The 16,465-nt window shown below is 63.6% G+C and carries 19 protein-coding genes; 14 read left to right on the top strand and 5 right to left on the bottom strand.

Going from position 1 to position 16,465, the window contains the following annotated elements; genetic code table 11:
* Window positions 1-305 precede the first annotated feature (305 nt).
* The 7 genes from hisC to ACSFDB_RS12190 all read left to right on the top strand — a co-directional run bounded on the left by hisC (window position 306) and on the right by ACSFDB_RS12190 (window position 5,350).
* On the top strand, window positions 306-1,478 hold the full coding sequence (gene hisC, locus ACSFDB_RS12220) for a histidinol-phosphate transaminase (RefSeq protein WP_440771267.1): 1,173 nt from the start codon (window positions 306-308) through the stop codon (window positions 1,476-1,478).
* A complete protein-coding gene (locus tag ACSFDB_RS12215; protein WP_440771266.1) occupies window positions 1,475-2,017 on the top strand; it encodes an adenylate kinase family protein in 543 nt (180 codons plus the stop codon). The genes hisC and ACSFDB_RS12215 overlap by 4 nt, the downstream gene beginning before the upstream one ends.
* Window positions 2,014-2,625 (top strand): CDP-alcohol phosphatidyltransferase family protein, encoded by a 612-nt coding sequence (locus ACSFDB_RS12210; RefSeq protein ID WP_440771265.1) that lies wholly within the window; start codon window positions 2,014-2,016, stop codon window positions 2,623-2,625. The genes ACSFDB_RS12215 and ACSFDB_RS12210 overlap by 4 nt, the downstream gene beginning before the upstream one ends.
* Window positions 2,626-2,690: 65 nt before the next feature.
* The gene (locus ACSFDB_RS12205) at window positions 2,691-3,239 is read left to right on the top strand and encodes a multiprotein bridging factor aMBF1 (protein WP_090310377.1); all 549 of its coding nucleotides are present in this window, start codon (window positions 2,691-2,693) and stop codon (window positions 3,237-3,239) included.
* A gap of 197 nt (window positions 3,240-3,436) precedes the next feature.
* Entirely contained in the window at window positions 3,437-4,081 is a 645-nt protein-coding gene (gene tpiA, locus ACSFDB_RS12200; protein ID WP_440771264.1) for a triose-phosphate isomerase, read from the top strand.
* 81 nt (window positions 4,082-4,162) lie between these two features.
* Entirely contained in the window at window positions 4,163-4,582 is a 420-nt protein-coding gene (locus ACSFDB_RS12195; protein ID WP_440771263.1) for a DUF8159 domain-containing protein, read from the top strand.
* A gap of 159 nt (window positions 4,583-4,741) precedes the next feature.
* On the top strand, window positions 4,742-5,350 hold the full coding sequence (locus ACSFDB_RS12190) for a toll/interleukin-1 receptor domain-containing protein (protein WP_440771262.1): 609 nt from the start codon (window positions 4,742-4,744) through the stop codon (window positions 5,348-5,350).
* Here the strand turns inward: ACSFDB_RS12190 and ACSFDB_RS12185 are convergent.
* Complete coding sequence (locus ACSFDB_RS12185; protein ID WP_440771261.1) at window positions 5,347-6,048, bottom strand: J domain-containing protein; 702 nt, start codon at window positions 6,046-6,048, stop codon at window positions 5,347-5,349. The genes ACSFDB_RS12190 and ACSFDB_RS12185 overlap by 4 nt on opposite strands.
* A gap of 206 nt (window positions 6,049-6,254) precedes the next feature.
* Here ACSFDB_RS12185 and ACSFDB_RS12180 point away from each other — a divergent pair, with 206 nt between their 5' ends.
* Both ACSFDB_RS12180 and ACSFDB_RS12175 read left to right on the top strand, forming a co-directional pair.
* Window positions 6,255-6,677 (top strand): DUF3054 domain-containing protein, encoded by a 423-nt coding sequence (locus tag ACSFDB_RS12180; protein WP_440771260.1) that lies wholly within the window; start codon window positions 6,255-6,257, stop codon window positions 6,675-6,677.
* 416 nt (window positions 6,678-7,093) lie between these two features.
* On the top strand, window positions 7,094-7,309 hold the full coding sequence (locus tag ACSFDB_RS12175; RefSeq protein ID WP_090310386.1) for a DUF8015 family protein: 216 nt from the start codon (window positions 7,094-7,096) through the stop codon (window positions 7,307-7,309).
* A gap of 239 nt (window positions 7,310-7,548) precedes the next feature.
* On the opposite strand, the gene ACSFDB_RS12170 is transcribed toward ACSFDB_RS12175, so the two are convergent.
* Together ACSFDB_RS12170 and ACSFDB_RS12165 are read right to left on the bottom strand one after the other, a co-directional pair.
* Complete coding sequence (locus ACSFDB_RS12170; protein WP_440771259.1) at window positions 7,549-8,973, bottom strand: zinc ribbon domain-containing protein; 1,425 nt, start codon at window positions 8,971-8,973, stop codon at window positions 7,549-7,551.
* Window positions 8,973-10,157, bottom strand: coding sequence for a thiolase domain-containing protein (locus tag ACSFDB_RS12165; RefSeq protein WP_440771258.1), 1,185 nt, complete (start codon window positions 10,155-10,157; stop codon window positions 8,973-8,975). Before ACSFDB_RS12165 ends, ACSFDB_RS12170 begins: the two co-directional genes overlap by 1 nt.
* 198 nt (window positions 10,158-10,355) lie before the next feature.
* On the opposite strand from ACSFDB_RS12165, the gene ACSFDB_RS12160 reads away from it, so the two are divergent.
* On the top strand, window positions 10,356-11,360 hold the full coding sequence (locus tag ACSFDB_RS12160) for a DHH family phosphoesterase (RefSeq protein WP_440771257.1): 1,005 nt from the start codon (window positions 10,356-10,358) through the stop codon (window positions 11,358-11,360).
* A gap of 79 nt (window positions 11,361-11,439) precedes the next feature.
* On the opposite strand, the gene ACSFDB_RS12155 is transcribed toward ACSFDB_RS12160, so the two are convergent.
* Window positions 11,440-11,931 (bottom strand): Hsp20/alpha crystallin family protein, encoded by a 492-nt coding sequence (locus ACSFDB_RS12155; RefSeq protein WP_440771256.1) that lies wholly within the window; start codon window positions 11,929-11,931, stop codon window positions 11,440-11,442.
* 148 nt (window positions 11,932-12,079) lie between these two features.
* On the opposite strand from ACSFDB_RS12155, the gene ACSFDB_RS12150 reads away from it, so the two are divergent.
* Both ACSFDB_RS12150 and ACSFDB_RS12145 read left to right on the top strand, forming a co-directional pair.
* Window positions 12,080-12,763, top strand: coding sequence for a type 1 glutamine amidotransferase domain-containing protein (locus ACSFDB_RS12150; protein ID WP_440771255.1), 684 nt, complete (start codon window positions 12,080-12,082; stop codon window positions 12,761-12,763).
* Window positions 12,764-12,906: 143 nt separating this feature from the next.
* Window positions 12,907-13,083, top strand: coding sequence for a hypothetical protein (locus ACSFDB_RS12145; RefSeq protein ID WP_440771254.1), 177 nt, complete (start codon window positions 12,907-12,909; stop codon window positions 13,081-13,083).
* A gap of 871 nt (window positions 13,084-13,954) precedes the next feature.
* On the opposite strand, the gene ACSFDB_RS12140 is transcribed toward ACSFDB_RS12145, so the two are convergent.
* On the bottom strand, window positions 13,955-14,788 hold the full coding sequence (locus ACSFDB_RS12140) for a hypothetical protein (RefSeq protein ID WP_440771253.1): 834 nt from the start codon (window positions 14,786-14,788) through the stop codon (window positions 13,955-13,957).
* A gap of 445 nt (window positions 14,789-15,233) precedes the next feature.
* Between ACSFDB_RS12140 and ACSFDB_RS12135 the strand changes: the two genes are divergently transcribed.
* Together ACSFDB_RS12135 and ACSFDB_RS12130 are read left to right on the top strand one after the other, a co-directional pair.
* Window positions 15,234-16,046 (top strand): succinylglutamate desuccinylase/aspartoacylase family protein, encoded by an 813-nt coding sequence (locus tag ACSFDB_RS12135; protein WP_440771252.1) that lies wholly within the window; start codon window positions 15,234-15,236, stop codon window positions 16,044-16,046.
* Complete coding sequence (locus ACSFDB_RS12130) at window positions 16,043-16,393, top strand: hypothetical protein (protein WP_440771251.1); 351 nt, start codon at window positions 16,043-16,045, stop codon at window positions 16,391-16,393. Before ACSFDB_RS12135 ends, ACSFDB_RS12130 begins: the two co-directional genes overlap by 4 nt.
* Window positions 16,394-16,465: the final 72 nt, after the last annotated feature.

The raw sequence follows: 16,465 nt of genomic DNA, 5'->3' as shown, positions 1-16,465 counted from the left end.
GAGGGTCGCTATTACCGTTCTCTCGTCCGTCCGCGAACCATCGATTACCCCGCAAAATACATCGAATGTACATCATATTATACAGCGTTCTCGACCCAGTCGGTCGACGAGATTGCCGGCATTTGTGACGACGCGTCCGGCATCTCGTTCCTCTCGGAAAGCAACCGCCAACAGTCAGCGATCCCGTAAGGATCGCCGTCGAAGAATACGCTGCTGGCTTCGGTCCGACTAACAGTCGGGCGGACGGTCTCCGCGAGCGGAGATAGTTGAGCACTCTTAAGACCCGCGGCCGACAGCATGTCCGTATGCAACCGCGCGACCTGTCCGATCACGTCGCTTACGAGGCGGGTCGAGGCATCGAGGAAGTCGCCCGAGAGCTCGGGCGCGACCCCTCGGAGTTCGTCAAACTCGCCTCGAACGAGAACCCCCACGGCCCCTCTCCCGCGGCCGCCGTGGCGCTCCGCGAGGCCGCCTCGAGCGTGAGCTCCTACCCGAAAGCCGCTCACGCCGACCTCACCGCTGCCATCGCCGACCGCTGGTCGGTCACCGACGAGCAAATCTGGCTGGCCAACGGCGGCGACGGCGCGCTCGATTACCTCCACCGGGCGACGATCGAGCCCGACGATACAATTCTCGTCCCCAACCCCGGCTTCGCCTACTACGGGATGAGTGCCCGATTCCACCACGGCGACGTCCGAGAGTACGCCCTCGAGCGCGAGGACGACTTCGAGCAGACGGCCGAGACCGTCCTCGACGCCTACGACGATGAGCGGATCGTCTTCCTCACGAGCCCGCACAACCCGTCGGGATCGACGATCCCCCTCGCGGACGTCGAGCGAATTGCCGATGAAACGAACGAGGAGACGCTCGTCGTCGTCGATGAGGCCTACGGCGAGTTCGCCGACCGCGACAGCGCCGTCGCCCTCCTCGAGGGCGAAGACGGTTTCGACGCCCGGGACGACGTCGCCGTCGTCCGGACGTTCTCGAAGGCCTACGGACTGGCCGGCGTGCGACTGGGCTACGCTATCGTCCCCGACGAGTGGGCCGACGCCTACACCCGGGTGAACACGCCGTTCGCCGCCAGCGAGTTGGCCTGTCGGGCCGGGTTAGCCGCAATCGACGACGACGAGCACGTCAACCGGACCGTCGAAACGACCGAGAACTCGCGAGCGTACATGCGCGAACACATCGACGCTCACGTCTGGGAGAGCGAGGGCAACTTCGTCCTCGTCGACGTTGGGGATGCCTCGAGCGTCGCCGAAGCGATGCAGGAACGCGGCGTCATCGTCCGAGACTGTACGAGTTTCGGCCTGTCAGGCTGTATTCGTATCACTTGCGGGACCGACGACGAGACCGAACGCGCCGTCGAGACACTCAACGAGGTGCTCGCGGATCTCGGTCTCGATGCCGACGAGGGCGACGCGGACGGCGACGAAGCGACCGACACCGACATCGACGCGGAGGTGACCGACACGTGAGAGTCGCCGTCACCGGAACCCCGGGAACCGGGAAGACGACCGCGACGGACCTGCTAGCGTCCCGTCTGTCGAGCGCGGACGACGACTCGCTTCCCGAACTCGAGACGATCCACCTCAATCGCGTGCTCGAAGACGAGGGACTCTACACCGACGTCGACGCCGACCGCGAGAGCAAGATCGCCGACCTCGACGCCTTGGGCGAGTGGCTCGAGGGACGGGACGACGTCGTGATCGACTCCCACCTCGCCCACCACTTCGAAGCGGATCGAGTGGTCGTCCTTCGGTGTCGGCCCGACCGGCTCGAGACCCGCTTGCGCGAACGCGACGAGACCGAGGCGAAGGCCACCGAAAATGCCGAAAGCGAGGCGCTGGACGTCATCCTCTCGGAGGCCGTCGACGAACACGGACTCGAGTCGGTTTACGAGATCGATACGACCGATCGGGATCCCGAGGACGTCGCGGACGCGCTCGAAGCGGTTGTCACCGGGACTCGCGAACCGAGCGCTGGCGAGGTCAACTTCGTGGGGTATCTCGCATGACGCTCGACAAGTTCCGCCCGTACATCTCACGGTTCCTCGACCCGTTCGTCAAGGGATTCGACCGCGTCGGGATGACTCCCGACGGCGTGAGTATCATCGCCTTCGGAATGGCGATTCTCGCGGCGGTCGCCTTCCTGCTTGGCGGCCGCGCGGATCCGGTCTGGTACGTCGCGGCCGCGACGCTGGTCTTTCTCAACGGCTGGCTCGACATCATCGACGGCGCGCTCGCCCGCGAGCAGAACGTTGCCTCGGCGGGCGGAGACCTCCTCGATCACGTTCTCGACCGCTACGCCGACATCGTCGTCATCGCCGGGCTGGCTGCCGGCGTCGGTGACTACTTCCTCGGCTTTCTGGCCGTGACGGGTGTCGTGATGACCTCCTATCTCGGCACGCAGGCACAGGCCGTCGGGCTGGACCGCGTCTACGGCGGACTGGTCGGTCGCGCCGATCGACTGGCGATCATCGGTATCGTCGGCTTTCTGGCCTTTCCGCTGTCGGGCGAGTACGGCGGGCTCACGCTGGTCGGCTGGCTCCTCGTCTTCCTCGCCGTCGTCGGCCATCTGACCGCACTCCAGCGGTTCTACTACTCCTGGTCGGCCCTGGAGTGAGCCTCCATCCCCCGGTTCGGGACCGCGCCGCATGGTTTATGACTCGCCGCGATATACGTTTCCTCATGGTTCAGTGCGAGATGTGTGGCGCCGAGACGTCGTCTCCGAAGACAATCAAGGTCGAGGGCGCGAAACTCGACGTGTGTTCGAACTGTACCGACTTCGGCACCGAAGTCAAGCAGCCCTCGAGCACGAGTTCCTCGAGCAAGTACTCGACGAGTTCGAGTTCGTCCTCGAGTTCGAGCGGCGGCTCGAGCGGATCGGGCTCCGGGTCGACCGCGAGCGGCGGGAGTTCGAGTTCCCAGCGTCGCAACGATATGTTCGACGACATGGACGAGCTCGCCACGGATTACGACGATCTCGTCCGGAACGCACGCGAGGGGAAAGGACTCAGTCAGTCGGATCTCGCCAACGAACTCAACGAGAAGGCGAGCCTGATTCGAAAGATCGAACGCGGTGATACGCTGCCGAGCGATCAGGTCCAGTCGAAACTCGAGGACTTCCTCGAGATCAACCTGAACGCGCAGGGTGGCTCCAGCGACGATACGGAGTGGTCGGGCGGTTCCTCCTCGGGGAGCTACACGCTCGGCGATGTCGTCAAGCGCAAGGACTGATCACAGTTCGGTGCCGCACGAGTCGCGGTTCGACGCCGTGCTGTCAGCGTCCGTCGCGCCGCCGCCGGTTCTCGAGACGAGGGTCCGTTGCATCGATAGTACCGACCGAATCGAGGTAGCGATCCGGGACCGTCTAGTCGCCGTTCCCCGGTCGCCGACTCGCAAGCTATTTCTTTCGGGCGAAAGGCTGTGCTGGTATGTTCGTCCTCGTCAACCTGAAGACGTACCCGTGTGATCCGATCGAAGTCGCGGAAGCCGTCCGCGACGTCAACGAGTCCACCGACGCTCGCGTCGCCGTCGCCCCGCAAGCAGCTAACATCGCGCCAGTCGCCGAGACGGGCGCGGAGACGTGGGCCCAGCACGTGGATCCGATCGACTACGGCAGCAACACCGGCCACACGCTGGCCGAATCCGTCGCCGACGCCGGCGCGGTCGGCACGCTGATCAACCATTCCGAGCAGCGACTGAAACTCGCCGATATCGATGGTGCCGTCCAGGCCGCTCAGCGGGCGGACCTCGAGACAGTCGTCTGTGCCAACAACCCCGCCCAGATCGGCGCCGCCGCGGCGCTCGGCCCCGACGCGGTCGCCGTCGAACCGCCGGAGCTGATCGGCACCGGCACGCCGGTCAGTCAGGCCGATCCCGACGTCGTCGAGGACGCCGTCGACGCGGCTCGAAACGTCGATTCGGACGTCTCCGTCCTCTGCGGTGCCGGCATCAGCACGGGCGACGACGTCGTCGCGGCCGGTGATCTCGGAGCCGAGGGCGTCCTCCTCGCCAGCGGCGTCGCGAAGGCTGACGATCCGACGGCGGCGCTCGAGGACCTCGTCGAACCGCTCTGAATCGATCTCGAACGACGCTGGTGACGGCAGGGATCGATGTTTGCCCGACGACTTTTCTCGCTGTCCGTGCTATCCATGGGTATGACCGATCACCGACCCGTCGGCGTCGCGCTCGAAAACCGACTCATGAGCCACGGAATCTACGTTCTCGACGTAGAGCGGCTCTCGGATGCGGGCGACCGGGAGGAAGATGGAGACGACCTGCCCGACGGAACGGGCTTTACCCTCGAGTACGAGACCGTCTCCGATTCGCCGGGGATCGGTACGGACGAGGTCGGTGCCGTCGTGCGGACGCTGCTCGATATCGCGAACGAACGCGAGTGGACGCCGGGTCGACTCGAGGTGACGTCGCTAACGACCGAGGGAGACGTCCGCGGCCACTGGCACGTCGAACGCGAGTGGTTCGACGCGCTGGGTCTCGAGTACGACGATCTCGAGTTCTCGGAGCGGGTACTCGAAACGAGACGCACGGATGTCGCCACGGAGTCTCGAAGTCACTGACCGTCGAACAGTTTCGAAACCATTGGCCGTCGACTCTCGCTCGATCGTCTGAGCCCATATCTAACCGTACGACGGCCGTGGGCGCCGCATCTCTCGTTTCAATTGCATCTATGGGTAGATTAATAGTGTCTCACACGCCTACTCGTTGTAGACCCGCAGATGACCGGAGAGCAGATCTACGTCTCACACGCGCCGGCGGACCTCGAACTCGTCCAGGAGCTGTTCTCGACGGTCAAGAACTTCCCCTTCGGCGTCCACATCGCCTTAGAAGAGGTTGGATCCGGTCGATCTCGCAAGCGACTCGAGGGGCGACTCGCGAACAGCGACGTCGTGGTCGCCGTGTTGACGGAGAGATCGGCCGACAGCCGGTGGATCAATCAGGAGATCGGCTACGCGCTGGCGAAGGGGATCCCCGTGATTCCGCTCTCCGACGACGAGCACCGACAGGGTGGGTTCGTCGGCGACGTCGACGGGGTGACGATCGACCGGCGGAACCCCTCGTACACGATCTTCAATCTCCTCAGCCGGCTGCGGAGCGAGCTCGCCCCGCTCGGTGCGCTGTCGGTTCCGAACTGGTACATCCGATTCCCCTGTACCATTCCCGACTGTGGCCATCCGGTCACGCTCGAGATCGAGCGCGATCAGACGAAGCTCTGGAAACGATACGAGCACGGCAAACTGCTGTCGACGTCGTGTGGCGTCTGTGACTCGACGTACTACTTCGACGCGGCCACGATCGGGTACGTTCGCCGCGAGGGCGGACTCTAGTCGTCTTCGGTGAGCCGTTCGTAGGCGTCCGTCACGAGCTGGAACGCCGACGCGCTCCCACTCTTTCGGTCGGGGTGGGCGCGCTTGACCTCTCGATGGAACGCCGATCGGATCTCGTCTGCGGTCGCCCCGCGCTCGACGCACAGGACCTCCCTCGCCTCCGCGCGCCGCATGCCGACGTCCGTGACGATACCGTCTCGTTCCGCGGCTTCCTTGCAGGCGGGACAGAGCCGTTCGCTTCGGCCGTCGATGGTCGTTACCGGAAACCGCTCCGCCGCGGTCCACTCGTTACACTGGGTGCAGAGGGATCTCTCGCCAGTCTCATCGTCGGTTCCGGTCGTCCGTTCGGCACTCACCTCGTTCGGGGTATCGTTCGAATTGGAGACACGGCGGTCGGTGCCGGAGCCCCGTCCCGGCACTTCGGCCACACAGGAGGGACAGCAGGCGACGACGGTGCCGTCGTCGAGCACTACGTCCTCGAGTTGTGACTCGAGATAGGTGTCGGTACAGCCGTCACAGCTGTCGCGACGCTGGTCGAGCGAGGAACACTTCCGGGCGGCCTCGCGGGCGTGGGGCTCACAGCGAGGGCAGCAGGCGACCCGTTCGCCGTCCGGCATCGTGACTGCCGTCAGCTCCTCGAGCGGAACCGTTCGGCCACATCCATCACAGCCACCGTGACGGTCACCGGCCACAGCCATTGGCTCCGTGTTTGTCACCATCCCTTATTAGTTCTTCTTCTGACAGACCCGGGAGCGGGTGTCCCGGAGCCGGCTGGTCGGCGCTGGCACCGGGTGGTCGCTCGAGGACACCGCCATCGAACGCCGCTTCACCCGTCCGAATCGCCGGGTCGATGACTGTCGACTGAACCGGGAAATCAATAGGGATTCGGCCTCGAGTCGTACGTATGGACACCGCAGTTCGAACGGCGTCCCGCTCGGAGTCGGTCGACCGAAAGACGCTCCTGGTCGCCGTCGGCGATATCGGCCTGCTCGCCGGCCTGGTGCTCGTCGGCCAGCTGAGTCACAACGTGAACCCGATCGACCAGCCCGTCGCCTCGCTCGAGGCGATCGCACCGTTCGTGATCGGCTGGCTGGCCGTCGCCGCCCTCGCCGGGCTCTACACGCGGTCGGTCGCAGCATCGGTGACGCAGTCCGTTCGACTGACAACCGTAACCTGGATCGCAGCGGCCAACGTCGGCTTGCTGCTCCGCCAGACCGTGTTCGGCGACACCGCCGTGTGGCCGTTTCCTCTGGTGATGACGGGATTCGGACTCCTCTTACTCGTTGGCTGGCGTATCGCGGTCGCGCTGATCACCGACCGGTTGTGACGATCCGCGTCGTCTCGAATCGTCGCATCTCACGATCCCCCTCTGATTGTTGCTAGCATGGTCTTTCCATCACGAGATCGCCTCGCGTATCGACCTATCACGATCCGTATACACGGCAGCTACGACCGAATAAAAAAGTGTATACAATGATTATAGATCTGGCCGAATCAGTGCTTCTCTGGACGAAGAGTACCGCACCGCCCTCTTGCGGTTAACAACTCAGAAGGGGGACGTTCTCATACAAAATATTACTGAAAGTGTCGCTCGACAGCGTTATTTTTCATCGCCAAGAGCGAGCAATAACGTCTCTATAAGTTATGGGAATCCACCACCACCGATACAAATTAGAAACGGGTCCACTATGAAGCGATTATGGGAAACGCTTATATGGCTATTTCTCATACTATCGAATAGTTATGACTGGATATTACGACATTGTTCTCGGCCTCATCCCAGTCGCACTGCTCGGGATCACTGCAGCCCTGACCTTCGTGGGTATCTCGTTGACAGCCGCGGTCCCGATCGGCTCGGTCGTTGCGATGGCGATCATCGGTCACGCGATGTTCGTCAACACCCCTTCCGACGTTCCCGACGAACCCCAGTCCGCACGGCCGCCGATGAACGCTGACTGATCGGTTTTCTCTCTCTACTGCCGTCTCCCCGGTTCCTATCTCCGTTCGCGTTCCGTTCTTCCCGACGACCGAAACGCCGTTTTGCTCGAGCGACGGCGAGATCACCGGCTTCGACAGCGGCGGGACGAGAATCGAGACCGTTACGGCGTCTCAACTCTACGAACGTGCGAGCGAGATAACTGGCACAACGAAGGAGAGCGTACCGTTGTCGGCGACGCTTTTCGGCCGCCTCGAGTCGACTACTCCGCCGGCCGTACCTTGAATCCGTAGCGCGTCACGCCCTCCTGCGTGTAGATCCGTCGGATCGTCGTCTCGATTCGATCGCTGACCGCGAACGCATCGGGGGCTGCGTCGGTACCCATCGCCGCGATACTCGCAGATTCGGAACCGTCCTCGGTCTCGAGCGCCACGATCGCGGCCGCGTAGTCACCGGAGCGGGCCTGCTGTTCGGCGAACTCCGGCGGCGCGCCGCCCTGCGAGATCGTCGTGACGGCCTCGATGGTCCCTTCGCCGGATAGCTGGACGGGTTCGTACTCGGAGAGTGCGCCACAACTGGAACACGCACCCTCTGGCGGGAACGAGAGCGCGCCGCACTCGGGACAGCGCCCGGCCTCGAGGTTGTAGCGTTGCGGAATCGAGCGCCGCCAGGAGGGGACGCTGACGTACGCGCCGCCGCCGGACGGCGGGCCGCTCGTGACAACGCCACGCTGGCGCAGGTATTCGGCGTAGGAGAGCGTGTCGTCGCTCTCGAGGTTCATTTCGGCGGGCACCTCGCCGTCCGATTCGACGACGAGCGCGTCAGCCCCCGCGCCGCTGCCGTGGGAGACCGCGAGGACGGAGCCGAAGCCGTCCGCGAGCGCGCTGGCCAGCGAGACAGGGACGCTCGCCGCGCCGAGATCGCCCAGCTCGTGGACCGTCGCCGCGGCCTGAATCTCGTCGGTACCGACGCCCGCCGCGCCTGCGGCGCGGTAGGGGAGCTTGCCGTCGGGAGCCTGAATTGCGGCCGCCTCGACGTCGGGTTCGGTCTCGAGCCCGGAGACGGCCCCGCCGATCGTCTCGGTGAACGCCGCCCGGTCGTACTGGGTGACACCGAGCCCCTGAGTCTCGTCCTCCCCGGTCGTTCGGAACCGGGTGCCGGGATAGGGAGTCGCGTACTCCGCGCGATCGACGATCTCTGCGGGACCCTCGAGCTCGAGAACGAACGCGGCCGCCCCGGCGCCGGCAGCGTGGTCGATGCCGTCGTCCGGATCGCCCTGCGGCGCGTCGGCCGCGACGACGAGACCGGTCGTGGAATTCGATTCGAGGGCGTCCACCCCGGCCCAGAGCGCGCGGGTGCCGGCGCGCGTGCTGCCCGCGAAGACGTGTCGCGTCGCCGTTTCGTCGATCTCGAGCATCGCGCCGAGCCGGGCCGTCAGATCCTCCTCGGCCAGCGGCGGTCGCGATGAGGCGAACGCGAGCCAGTCGACGCTCGCGGCGTCGACGTCGGCAGCCTCGAGCGCCCGACCCGCGGCCTCGAAGGCCATCGTCAGGGCATCCTCGTCGGCCGCGGCGACGGCCTTCTCCGAGATGCCGGCAGCCTGGAACTGTCCCCAGGCTTCCTGGAACGCCTCCGCGCTGATTCGGAACCGCGGCGCGTACGCGCCGACGCCGGTGATCGCGGTCATCAGGCGCTCACCTCCGTTTCCGATTCCTTTTCAAAGATGTGGACGACGGACGCACCGCCGCTGCCGCCCACGTTGTGCGTGAGTCCGCGTGCGGGACTGTCGACCTGTCGCTCGCCTGCTTTCCCGGAGAGCTGTTTGAACGCCTCGACGACCTGTCCGGCGCCCGTTGCACCGATGGGGTGGCCTTTGGACTTGAGACCACCGGAGGTGTTGACGGGGAGGTCGCCCCCGATCTCGGTCTCGCCGGATTCGATCAGCTGGCCGGCCTCGCCTTTCTCACAGAATCCGAGGTCCTCGTAGGCCAGCAGTTCGGCGATGGCGAAGCAGTCGTGGACTTCCGCGAAGTCCAGATCGTCGGGCTCGATGCCGGCCATCTCGTAAGCCGTCTCGGCGGCGCGCTGGCTCGCCGGTACGCCGGTATAGCTGTCACGCTGGAAGAGACCGACGTTGTCGCTGCCCGCGCCGACGCCTGCAACTCTGATCGGGTCGTCAGTGTACTCGTCCACGACGTCCTCGCTGACGATCAGGGCGCAGGCCGCGCCGTCGGAGGTCGGACAGCAGTGATAGAGGTTCAGCGGGTCCGCGACGACCGGGGCGGACTGGGCGTCCTCGAGCGAGCACTCGAACCCTAACTGGGCGTGCGGATTCTTCGCGCCGTTCGAGTGATTCTTGACGGCGACCCGCGAGAGCTGTTCGCGGGTGGTGCCGTACTTCTCCATGTGGACGCTGGCCATCTGGGCGTAGACGCCCGAGAAGGTGGTTCCGGAGAGTCGCTCCCACTCCGTCTCGCCGGAGACGCCGAGCCAGTACTTCGTCGCGTCCGAGCTCATGTCGGACATGATCTCGAAGCCGCCCGCGAGAACGACGTCGGCCATCCCGGACTTGACGGCCTGGACGGCCTGTCTGGTCGCGTAGCCGCTTGCCGCACAGGCGTTTTCGACTCGGGTACAGGGGACGCCGCCGAGTCCGACGTGTTCGGTGACGGCCGGTCCCGAGAGACCGAGCTGTCGCCCGCCGACGCCGAGATTGCCGACGAACGCTTCGTCGACATCGCTCGCCTCGATCCCGTTCGGTACACTGTCAGTGGCCGCCTCGAACGCCGTTCGGAACAACGACCGGTAGCTCTCCTCCGGGAAAGCCCCGTAGTCCGACTGCCCCGCGCCGACGAGATACGCGTCTCGCATACCCGTGGGTGGGATTTGCAAAGTGAAATAGCTGTACACTCGTGGCGAAAACTGTAACCTGGTGTGACCGATCTCGCATACGGTGGTAGCGACAGTGACGAGTGAAGTCGCTCGAGTGGCAGTCACACCCCGCGAGTCCTGTCTCTCTCCGTGCGGTTCGACACGGGGTTCAAGCGTCTCGCACTCCTACTGCGGTTCATGACCCGTGCGGCGGAACTCGTCTCTGTCCTCGAGACGACCGAGTCGCTGGTGATCGTCTGCCACGACAATCCGGATCCGGACTGTCTCGCCAGCGCGCTGGCTCTCGAGGCCATCGCGAGCGACCACGACGTCGAAGAGGTGACGATCGCCTACGGCGGCGAGATCTCACACCAGCAGAATCGGGCGTTCGTCAACATGCTCGATATCTCACTCGAGGCGGTCGAAAAAACGACGATCGACGCCTACGACAGCGTCGGCTTCGTCGACCACTCCCAGCCCGGCTCGAACACCGAGCTCTCGGCGAACATCACGCCGGATATCGTTGTCGACCACCACCCCGGCGAGCCGGTCGACGCGACGTTCGAGGACATCCGAACCAGGGTCGGTGCGACGGCAACCATCTTCGTCGAGTACCTCCGTGACCTCGAGATTGAACTGACGACGCGGCTGGCCTCCGCGCTGCTCTTCGCCCTCCACCGAGAGCGCCTGGACTTCGTCCGCGAACCGACCAGACGGGAGTACGAGGCCGCGCTCGCGGTCTACCCCGACGCCGACCTCGAGACGCTCGAGCAGCTGTACGGCAGCGCGTTCTCGCCGGGGACGATCGACGCGATCGGCCGGGCGATCGCGACCCGGGAACGCCGCGGCTCCTCGCTGGTCGCCAGCGTCGGCAAAACCCCCGAGACCGACGCGCTACCCCAGGCCGCGGACTATCTCCTCAATCTCGAGGGCGTCGACACCGTTCTCGTCTACGGCATCGTCAACGGCGCGATTCGGATGAGCGCCCGCTCGATCGACCCGCGAATCCACATCGGCGAGACGCTCCAGACCGGATTTGCCGAACTGGGGGCCGTCGGTGGCCACCACGATATGGCCGGTGGCCGGATCGAACTCGGTCTCTTCGCCGACGAGGCGGCCGACGCAGAGGCGTTGCTCGAATTCGCCGGCGGCCGTCTCACGCGCCGTTTCTTCGACGCGCTGAATCTCGACGACGACCGGTGATCCGTCGCCAGTCGATCCGTTCGCTCACCTGGTGGCGAGGCCGTTGCGACTGGACGACGAGTGCTCTTCGCGACATCGCTCACTCGAGGTCGATCGCATACGTTTCGTCCGAAGACTCGTATTTGGGCAGCCAGATCGTCAGGATACCGTTGTTGAGCGACGCCGTTACCGCATCCGCGTCGACCGGATCGGGAAGAGTTACCTGCCGGCTGAACGACTGCATTTTGCGCTCGTGACGAATGTAGGTTCCCGCTGATTCGGAGCCGTCGTCCGCCCCAGTCACGGTATCAGCCTCGAACGCCCCCTCGCGCTCGCCGTTGATCTCCAAGGTGTTACCCCGGAGCCTGCTCTCGAGGTCGTCACTGTCGAAGCCCGGGACGTCGACGGTGACCACGAACGTGTCGCCGTGATCGGTAAGGTCGAGTCGCGTCGCCGACCCGCCCGTGGAGAGATCGAGCTGGCTTCCGGCGTCGAACTCCGACTCCCACGACTTCGCGGTCGTCCCGAGGTGTCTTCGCAGTCGTTCGAACAGGTTTCCGAGACCGTCGAATGGACTGGGTCGATCTGACATGGGCTTGTGTCCCTTTCGTCGTCGATGGCGAAAAAGACCAGTCTCAGCGCGACGGACGGTCGTCGTTTCGAATGTATCGGGCCGATAGATTGCGGCAGAACCGAGGGGTGGGCTGGCCGTTTTTAGGCTCCTTCACGTACGGTCGCGTATGAGCACTGCACTGTTCGTCGTCAGCGAAGAAGGTTACTGGGGAGAGGAGTGCGTCGAACCACTCGAGACGCTCTCGGACGCGGGTCTCGAGATCACGGTTGCGACGCCCTCGGGGAACCCCCCGGAGATCGACGAGCGGTCGATCGACCCCGAAGAGGTCGGCGAGGAGACCGCCGAGCACGTTCGCGAGGTCCACGAGTCCGACGAGCGACTCAACGATCCGATCCCGACCGCACGGGCCGACGCGGAGGCCTACGACGCCGTCGTCTTCCCCGGCGGCCACGGGACGGAGTGGGACGTCAATCAGGACAGCGACGCTCGCCGACTCCTGCGCGACATCGTCGAGGACGAGTCCGGCGGGAAGGCGCTCGTGGTCTGTCACGCCGTCGGAATCCTCGCCTTCGCCCGCGACAGCCACGGCGCGTTCCTCGTCAACGGCCGCGACGTGACCGGCTTCCCCAACGAGTGGGAGGAGGGCATCGTCGACGAGAACGATTGCATGCCCAACGGCCGGAAACTGCCCTACTGGGTCGAAGACGAAGTGAAAGCCGCCGGCGGCAACTGGGACGCCGAACTCGAGGAAGACGTAAGCGTCACCGTCGACGGCGACCTCGTCACCGCCCGCGGTCCCGGCTCCTCGCACGCGGCGGGCGAGACGCTGCTCGAGGAACTCGAGCACTGATAGACCTGAAAGAACTGATAGATCGGCCCGTTTCGGTGCCAGCATAGCCCGCTCGAGTACGGCGATTTTGGCGCTAATCGTGGCGTTCGGCCCCGTTACGCGCGGACCGAGTCCGTTATACACACGGCTTCCTGAGGAGGTGTGTGGTCCCCGCCGAACCGAACACGTCCGCCCGAACCGATTCGTTAGAGAGTCACAGCTACCGCATCACCGTCGACGACGGGCGCGAGTCGTTCTACGCGCTCAGCATCGAGGACGCCACCAGCGAGGAGGCGTGGCTCATGTCTGATACCGTCGTCGCGCTGGATAACCTCCGTTGAGACCCTCCCCGCTCTGATGGGGCATGACGAAACGCGAGGCGTCTCGTTCCAACCGAAAACACAGGGCGCCTCGAGACGGAAATATCCGATCGAACGAATCGAAGACTTGCGTTCCTCCGATATGTCCAATTTTCCCCCGCGCTGGGTCGTTCCGGTTCGTAACGGTCTCGTAGCCGAGCAGGGTTGTAACGCGGTTGAACGCTCAGCCGTAGGGTTTTCTCGTGTCCGTTCCGTCCCCGAACTCGAGAGTTGCCGCTCTCGTCTTTCCGAATCTCGGACGATTGCCCAACAGCGACGCGACCACCCTCGTGGTTGATACGCTATTTGACACGTGCTTGGCGAGGACGGACAGGAACGGCTTTCCGCCGAATGTAGCTGATGCGCGTATCGCCTATCAGCCGTAGCACGGATGCCTGAAGTGATCTCGTATATCACTCGAAAAAGAGTAGATATCCAGAGACCTGCGCCGTGTGTCTGAGGGGGCCTCGGATCGACAGCACATTGATAAAACCGACTGTGGGGAGGAATTATAAGTCTACAGCCATACATTATCCTTCTCAGATAAGAATTTTGGCTGGAAAAGGTGGCTCAGATCAGTCTATAACTGAACAGCATTATTATAATTCAGAGCGAGAAAAATCCACAAGCTGGTCCCTAATATTGTGATAGACGGGCAGTATCCATAGATTAGGCGATATCACGATACAATGATATCTGCACACCAATGGAAATATCCAATATAAGATACCATCGAATTCACGACATTGTGAAAAATATATTATATATCTGCACAGGAAACAGATCGTTACACCTCACAAACACGGGGGGTTGACAATCAATGAAAAGCCAAGATTCGATAGAGACCGACAGTTCAGAAATCAATCGTAGAGTAGTGCTGAAAGGCGCCGGAGCGATGGGTATCGTGAGTGTTCTGGCGACCAGTGTGGCCGCAGGCACAACTCGAGGAAATCCGCAGGAGGGGTGTGATTGCCCTGAAGGTATTACGGGGAAATACGAGTTCAAATCCGGTGAGTTCGTACACGCTGAGGGTGAAGATCTCGTTACGATCGAGGACTACACCAACAAAGAGGGGGAGGAGAACGAGCCTGTTTCCGTTACGTATTCCGCGCCAGATGGACACGTCGTTACGAACGTTTGTTCGTTTGGCGGGGGCGACAACCACAGCGACAGTGGGACAGATGGCGAGTATACATCCGACCTCCGAAATCCCAATAATGGGAATCGAGTAGCGATCAGCAATATCACGTTCTGTGTAGAGGAGGACAACGGAGGCGAAAACGGCGACGACAACGGCGACGGCGACAACGGAGGCGAAAACGGCGACGACAACGGCGACGGCGACAACGGAGGCGAAAACGGCGATGACGAGAACGGAGACGGCGACAACGGAGACGGCGACAACGGCGATGACGAGAACGGAGACGGCGACAACGGAGACGGCGACGACAACGGAGACGACAACGGCGACGGCGACGACAACGGAGACGACAACGGCGACGGCGACGACAACGGAGACGACAACGGCGACGGCGACGACAACGGAGACGACGAGAACGGAGACGACAACGGAGACGGCGACGACAACGGAGACGGCGAGAACGGAGACGACAACGGCGAAGACGACGACAATGAGAAAGCCGATGGCGGTGATAGTAGCGCAGTAAGTAGTACTGAGGTGAACCAACAGAATAGCAACGTCCAGCAGGGCGAAGCAACATCGAGTTCTCGGGAGATGTCCAGTAGCTCTGTTTCCCAGAGCCAGAACGTTGGTCAACAGAACGTTGCTAACGTGGACCAGACGACGATCTCAAGCGGTGGTGACTCGTCTGGATCCTGAAACCTGAGTACGGGACTACACGCACAGATATACTTGACTCGACATTTTTGATCAGAACCAACGTCCGAGGAGACTGCGCTCTCTACGGATATGACTGGAAAACGTATCTCACGCGAAGAGTGTGAATTTCAACCAGTAACTTCCGTAAATTCGCCCCGTATGGTCGTCGCCGCAGCCACTCGATAGCTACCCTTCGTGATCGACGCCGAACTACTCGCGGGCGAATGTTCCCCGAGGTTCCAGTCCATGTCGATGAGAAAGTGCTTGAGGCCGCACAATCTACCTGCGTTCGATGAGACGCCGGACGTTCGTGGCTGGCGCTGGAACGACGCTCGCCGCTATCGTCGCGTCGGGTGCCGTGAGCCGGCCGTCGGGCAACGAGTCGCTGCTCGAGGCGGCCCGTCGACCCGGCAACGCGGGCGAAGCCAGTACCAGTACCGAGACGATTCTCTCTGACACCGTCCACGAGACGTCGCTGTACGTGATCGACGCGGCGGCGGAGGGACCGACGGCAATGATCTTCGGCGGTGTCCACGGCGACGAGCGTAGCGGGATCGAGGTCGCCCGAGAGATCACCGACTGGCACCCCGACGCGGGAACGCTCGTCGTGGTCCCCGAGACCGACCGCGTGGCCGTCGAAAACGACGAACGCGAGGGTGTCGACGGCGATCTGAACCGACAGTTCCCGGCCGACGGCGAGCCGACGACCGCCCTCGCACGCGGGATCTGGGACGCCGTCGAGCGCCACGAGCCCGACGTCGTCCTCGACCTCCACCGATCGCTCGGGATCTACGGGCTCCACCGGGAGTACGTCGGCCAGGCGATCTTTCACTCGCCGGATGCCCACGGCGACGCGCTCGCCGGCCGGCTCGACGACGAGGCCGTGCCGTGGTACCTGCCGTTCCACCGGTTTACGGCCGCCGAAAGCGGGAGTTCGGGACCGTTGCTCTTCCAGAAGGCGGCTCGAGAGCTCGAGGCCAGCGCTTACCTCTTCGAGACGACAGAGTTCATGCTCGACCGCGAGACGAAAGTCGAGATGACGCGACTGGCGACCGCACACGTCCTCGAGCTTCACGACCTGCTCGCGGCCGGAGGTGACGAATGACCGCCAGCGATGAGTGGGCGACTGTCCGCCGTGGTATCCGTCGTCGCCTGCCGGTCTCGCCGCGCCGCATCGTCACAAGTCCAGCGACGCTCGCGACGTTTACGTTGCTCGTCGTCCCATTCGGACTGGGCTGGCTCGAGACGCGGCTCTTCTCGCCGCTCGCGCTGCCCGGCTACCTGCTCTACGGCGTCGGCACGGCGATCGGGAACGCCATCGCGCCGCGGTTCGACCTGTGGGTCTACTGGGTGCCGTTCCTCGGCGGATCGGGCGCTATCGCCGTCGCTATCGGATTCGGATTCGAGTGGTGGCGCGAGCGACGGGCTACGGACTCGATGGAGCGGTTGTAATTCGACGGATGAACACCGCGGCTGCGTTGATGCCCTGCAGCCAGATTCCACCACTCATAGCGTCTTGAGGGA

The organism is Natronorubrum amylolyticum, assembly GCF_052040145.1.
Taxonomy (GTDB): Archaea; Halobacteriota; Halobacteria; order Halobacteriales; family Natrialbaceae; genus Natronorubrum.
The sequence above is the reverse complement of the archived record's forward strand: the minus strand, read 5'-3'. Positions and strand labels throughout refer to the sequence as shown.

Bases quoted from the DNA above. Each gene is read 5' to 3' on its own strand.
- ACSFDB_RS12155 (WP_440771256.1), bottom strand. From the start codon at position 11,931: ATGTCAGATCGACCCAGTCCATTCGACGGTCTCGGAAACCTGTTCGAA.
- ACSFDB_RS12135 (WP_440771252.1), top strand. From the start codon at position 15,234: ATGAGACGCCGGACGTTCGTGGCTGGCGCTGGAACGACGCTCGCCGCT.
- ACSFDB_RS12175 (WP_090310386.1), top strand. From the start codon at position 7,094: ATGACTGGATATTACGACATTGTTCTCGGCCTCATCCCAGTCGCACTG.
- ACSFDB_RS12195 (WP_440771263.1), top strand. From the start codon at position 4,163: ATGACCGATCACCGACCCGTCGGCGTCGCGCTCGAAAACCGACTCATG.
- tpiA (WP_440771264.1), top strand. From the start codon at position 3,437: ATGTTCGTCCTCGTCAACCTGAAGACGTACCCGTGTGATCCGATCGAA.
- ACSFDB_RS12160 (WP_440771257.1), top strand. From the start codon at position 10,356: ATGACCCGTGCGGCGGAACTCGTCTCTGTCCTCGAGACGACCGAGTCG.
- hisC (WP_440771267.1), top strand. From the start codon at position 306: ATGCAACCGCGCGACCTGTCCGATCACGTCGCTTACGAGGCGGGTCGA.
- ACSFDB_RS12190 (WP_440771262.1), top strand. From the start codon at position 4,742: ATGACCGGAGAGCAGATCTACGTCTCACACGCGCCGGCGGACCTCGAA.
- ACSFDB_RS12210 (WP_440771265.1), top strand. From the start codon at position 2,014: ATGACGCTCGACAAGTTCCGCCCGTACATCTCACGGTTCCTCGACCCG.
- ACSFDB_RS12205 (WP_090310377.1), top strand. From the start codon at position 2,691: ATGGTTCAGTGCGAGATGTGTGGCGCCGAGACGTCGTCTCCGAAGACA.
- ACSFDB_RS12165 (WP_440771258.1), bottom strand. From the start codon at position 10,157: ATGCGAGACGCGTATCTCGTCGGCGCGGGGCAGTCGGACTACGGGGCT.
- ACSFDB_RS12170 (WP_440771259.1), bottom strand. From the start codon at position 8,973: ATGACCGCGATCACCGGCGTCGGCGCGTACGCGCCGCGGTTCCGAATC.
- ACSFDB_RS12185 (WP_440771261.1), bottom strand. From the start codon at position 6,048: ATGGCTGTGGCCGGTGACCGTCACGGTGGCTGTGATGGATGTGGCCGA.
- ACSFDB_RS12150 (WP_440771255.1), top strand. From the start codon at position 12,080: ATGAGCACTGCACTGTTCGTCGTCAGCGAAGAAGGTTACTGGGGAGAG.
- ACSFDB_RS12130 (WP_440771251.1), top strand. From the start codon at position 16,043: ATGACCGCCAGCGATGAGTGGGCGACTGTCCGCCGTGGTATCCGTCGT.
- ACSFDB_RS12180 (WP_440771260.1), top strand. From the start codon at position 6,255: ATGGACACCGCAGTTCGAACGGCGTCCCGCTCGGAGTCGGTCGACCGA.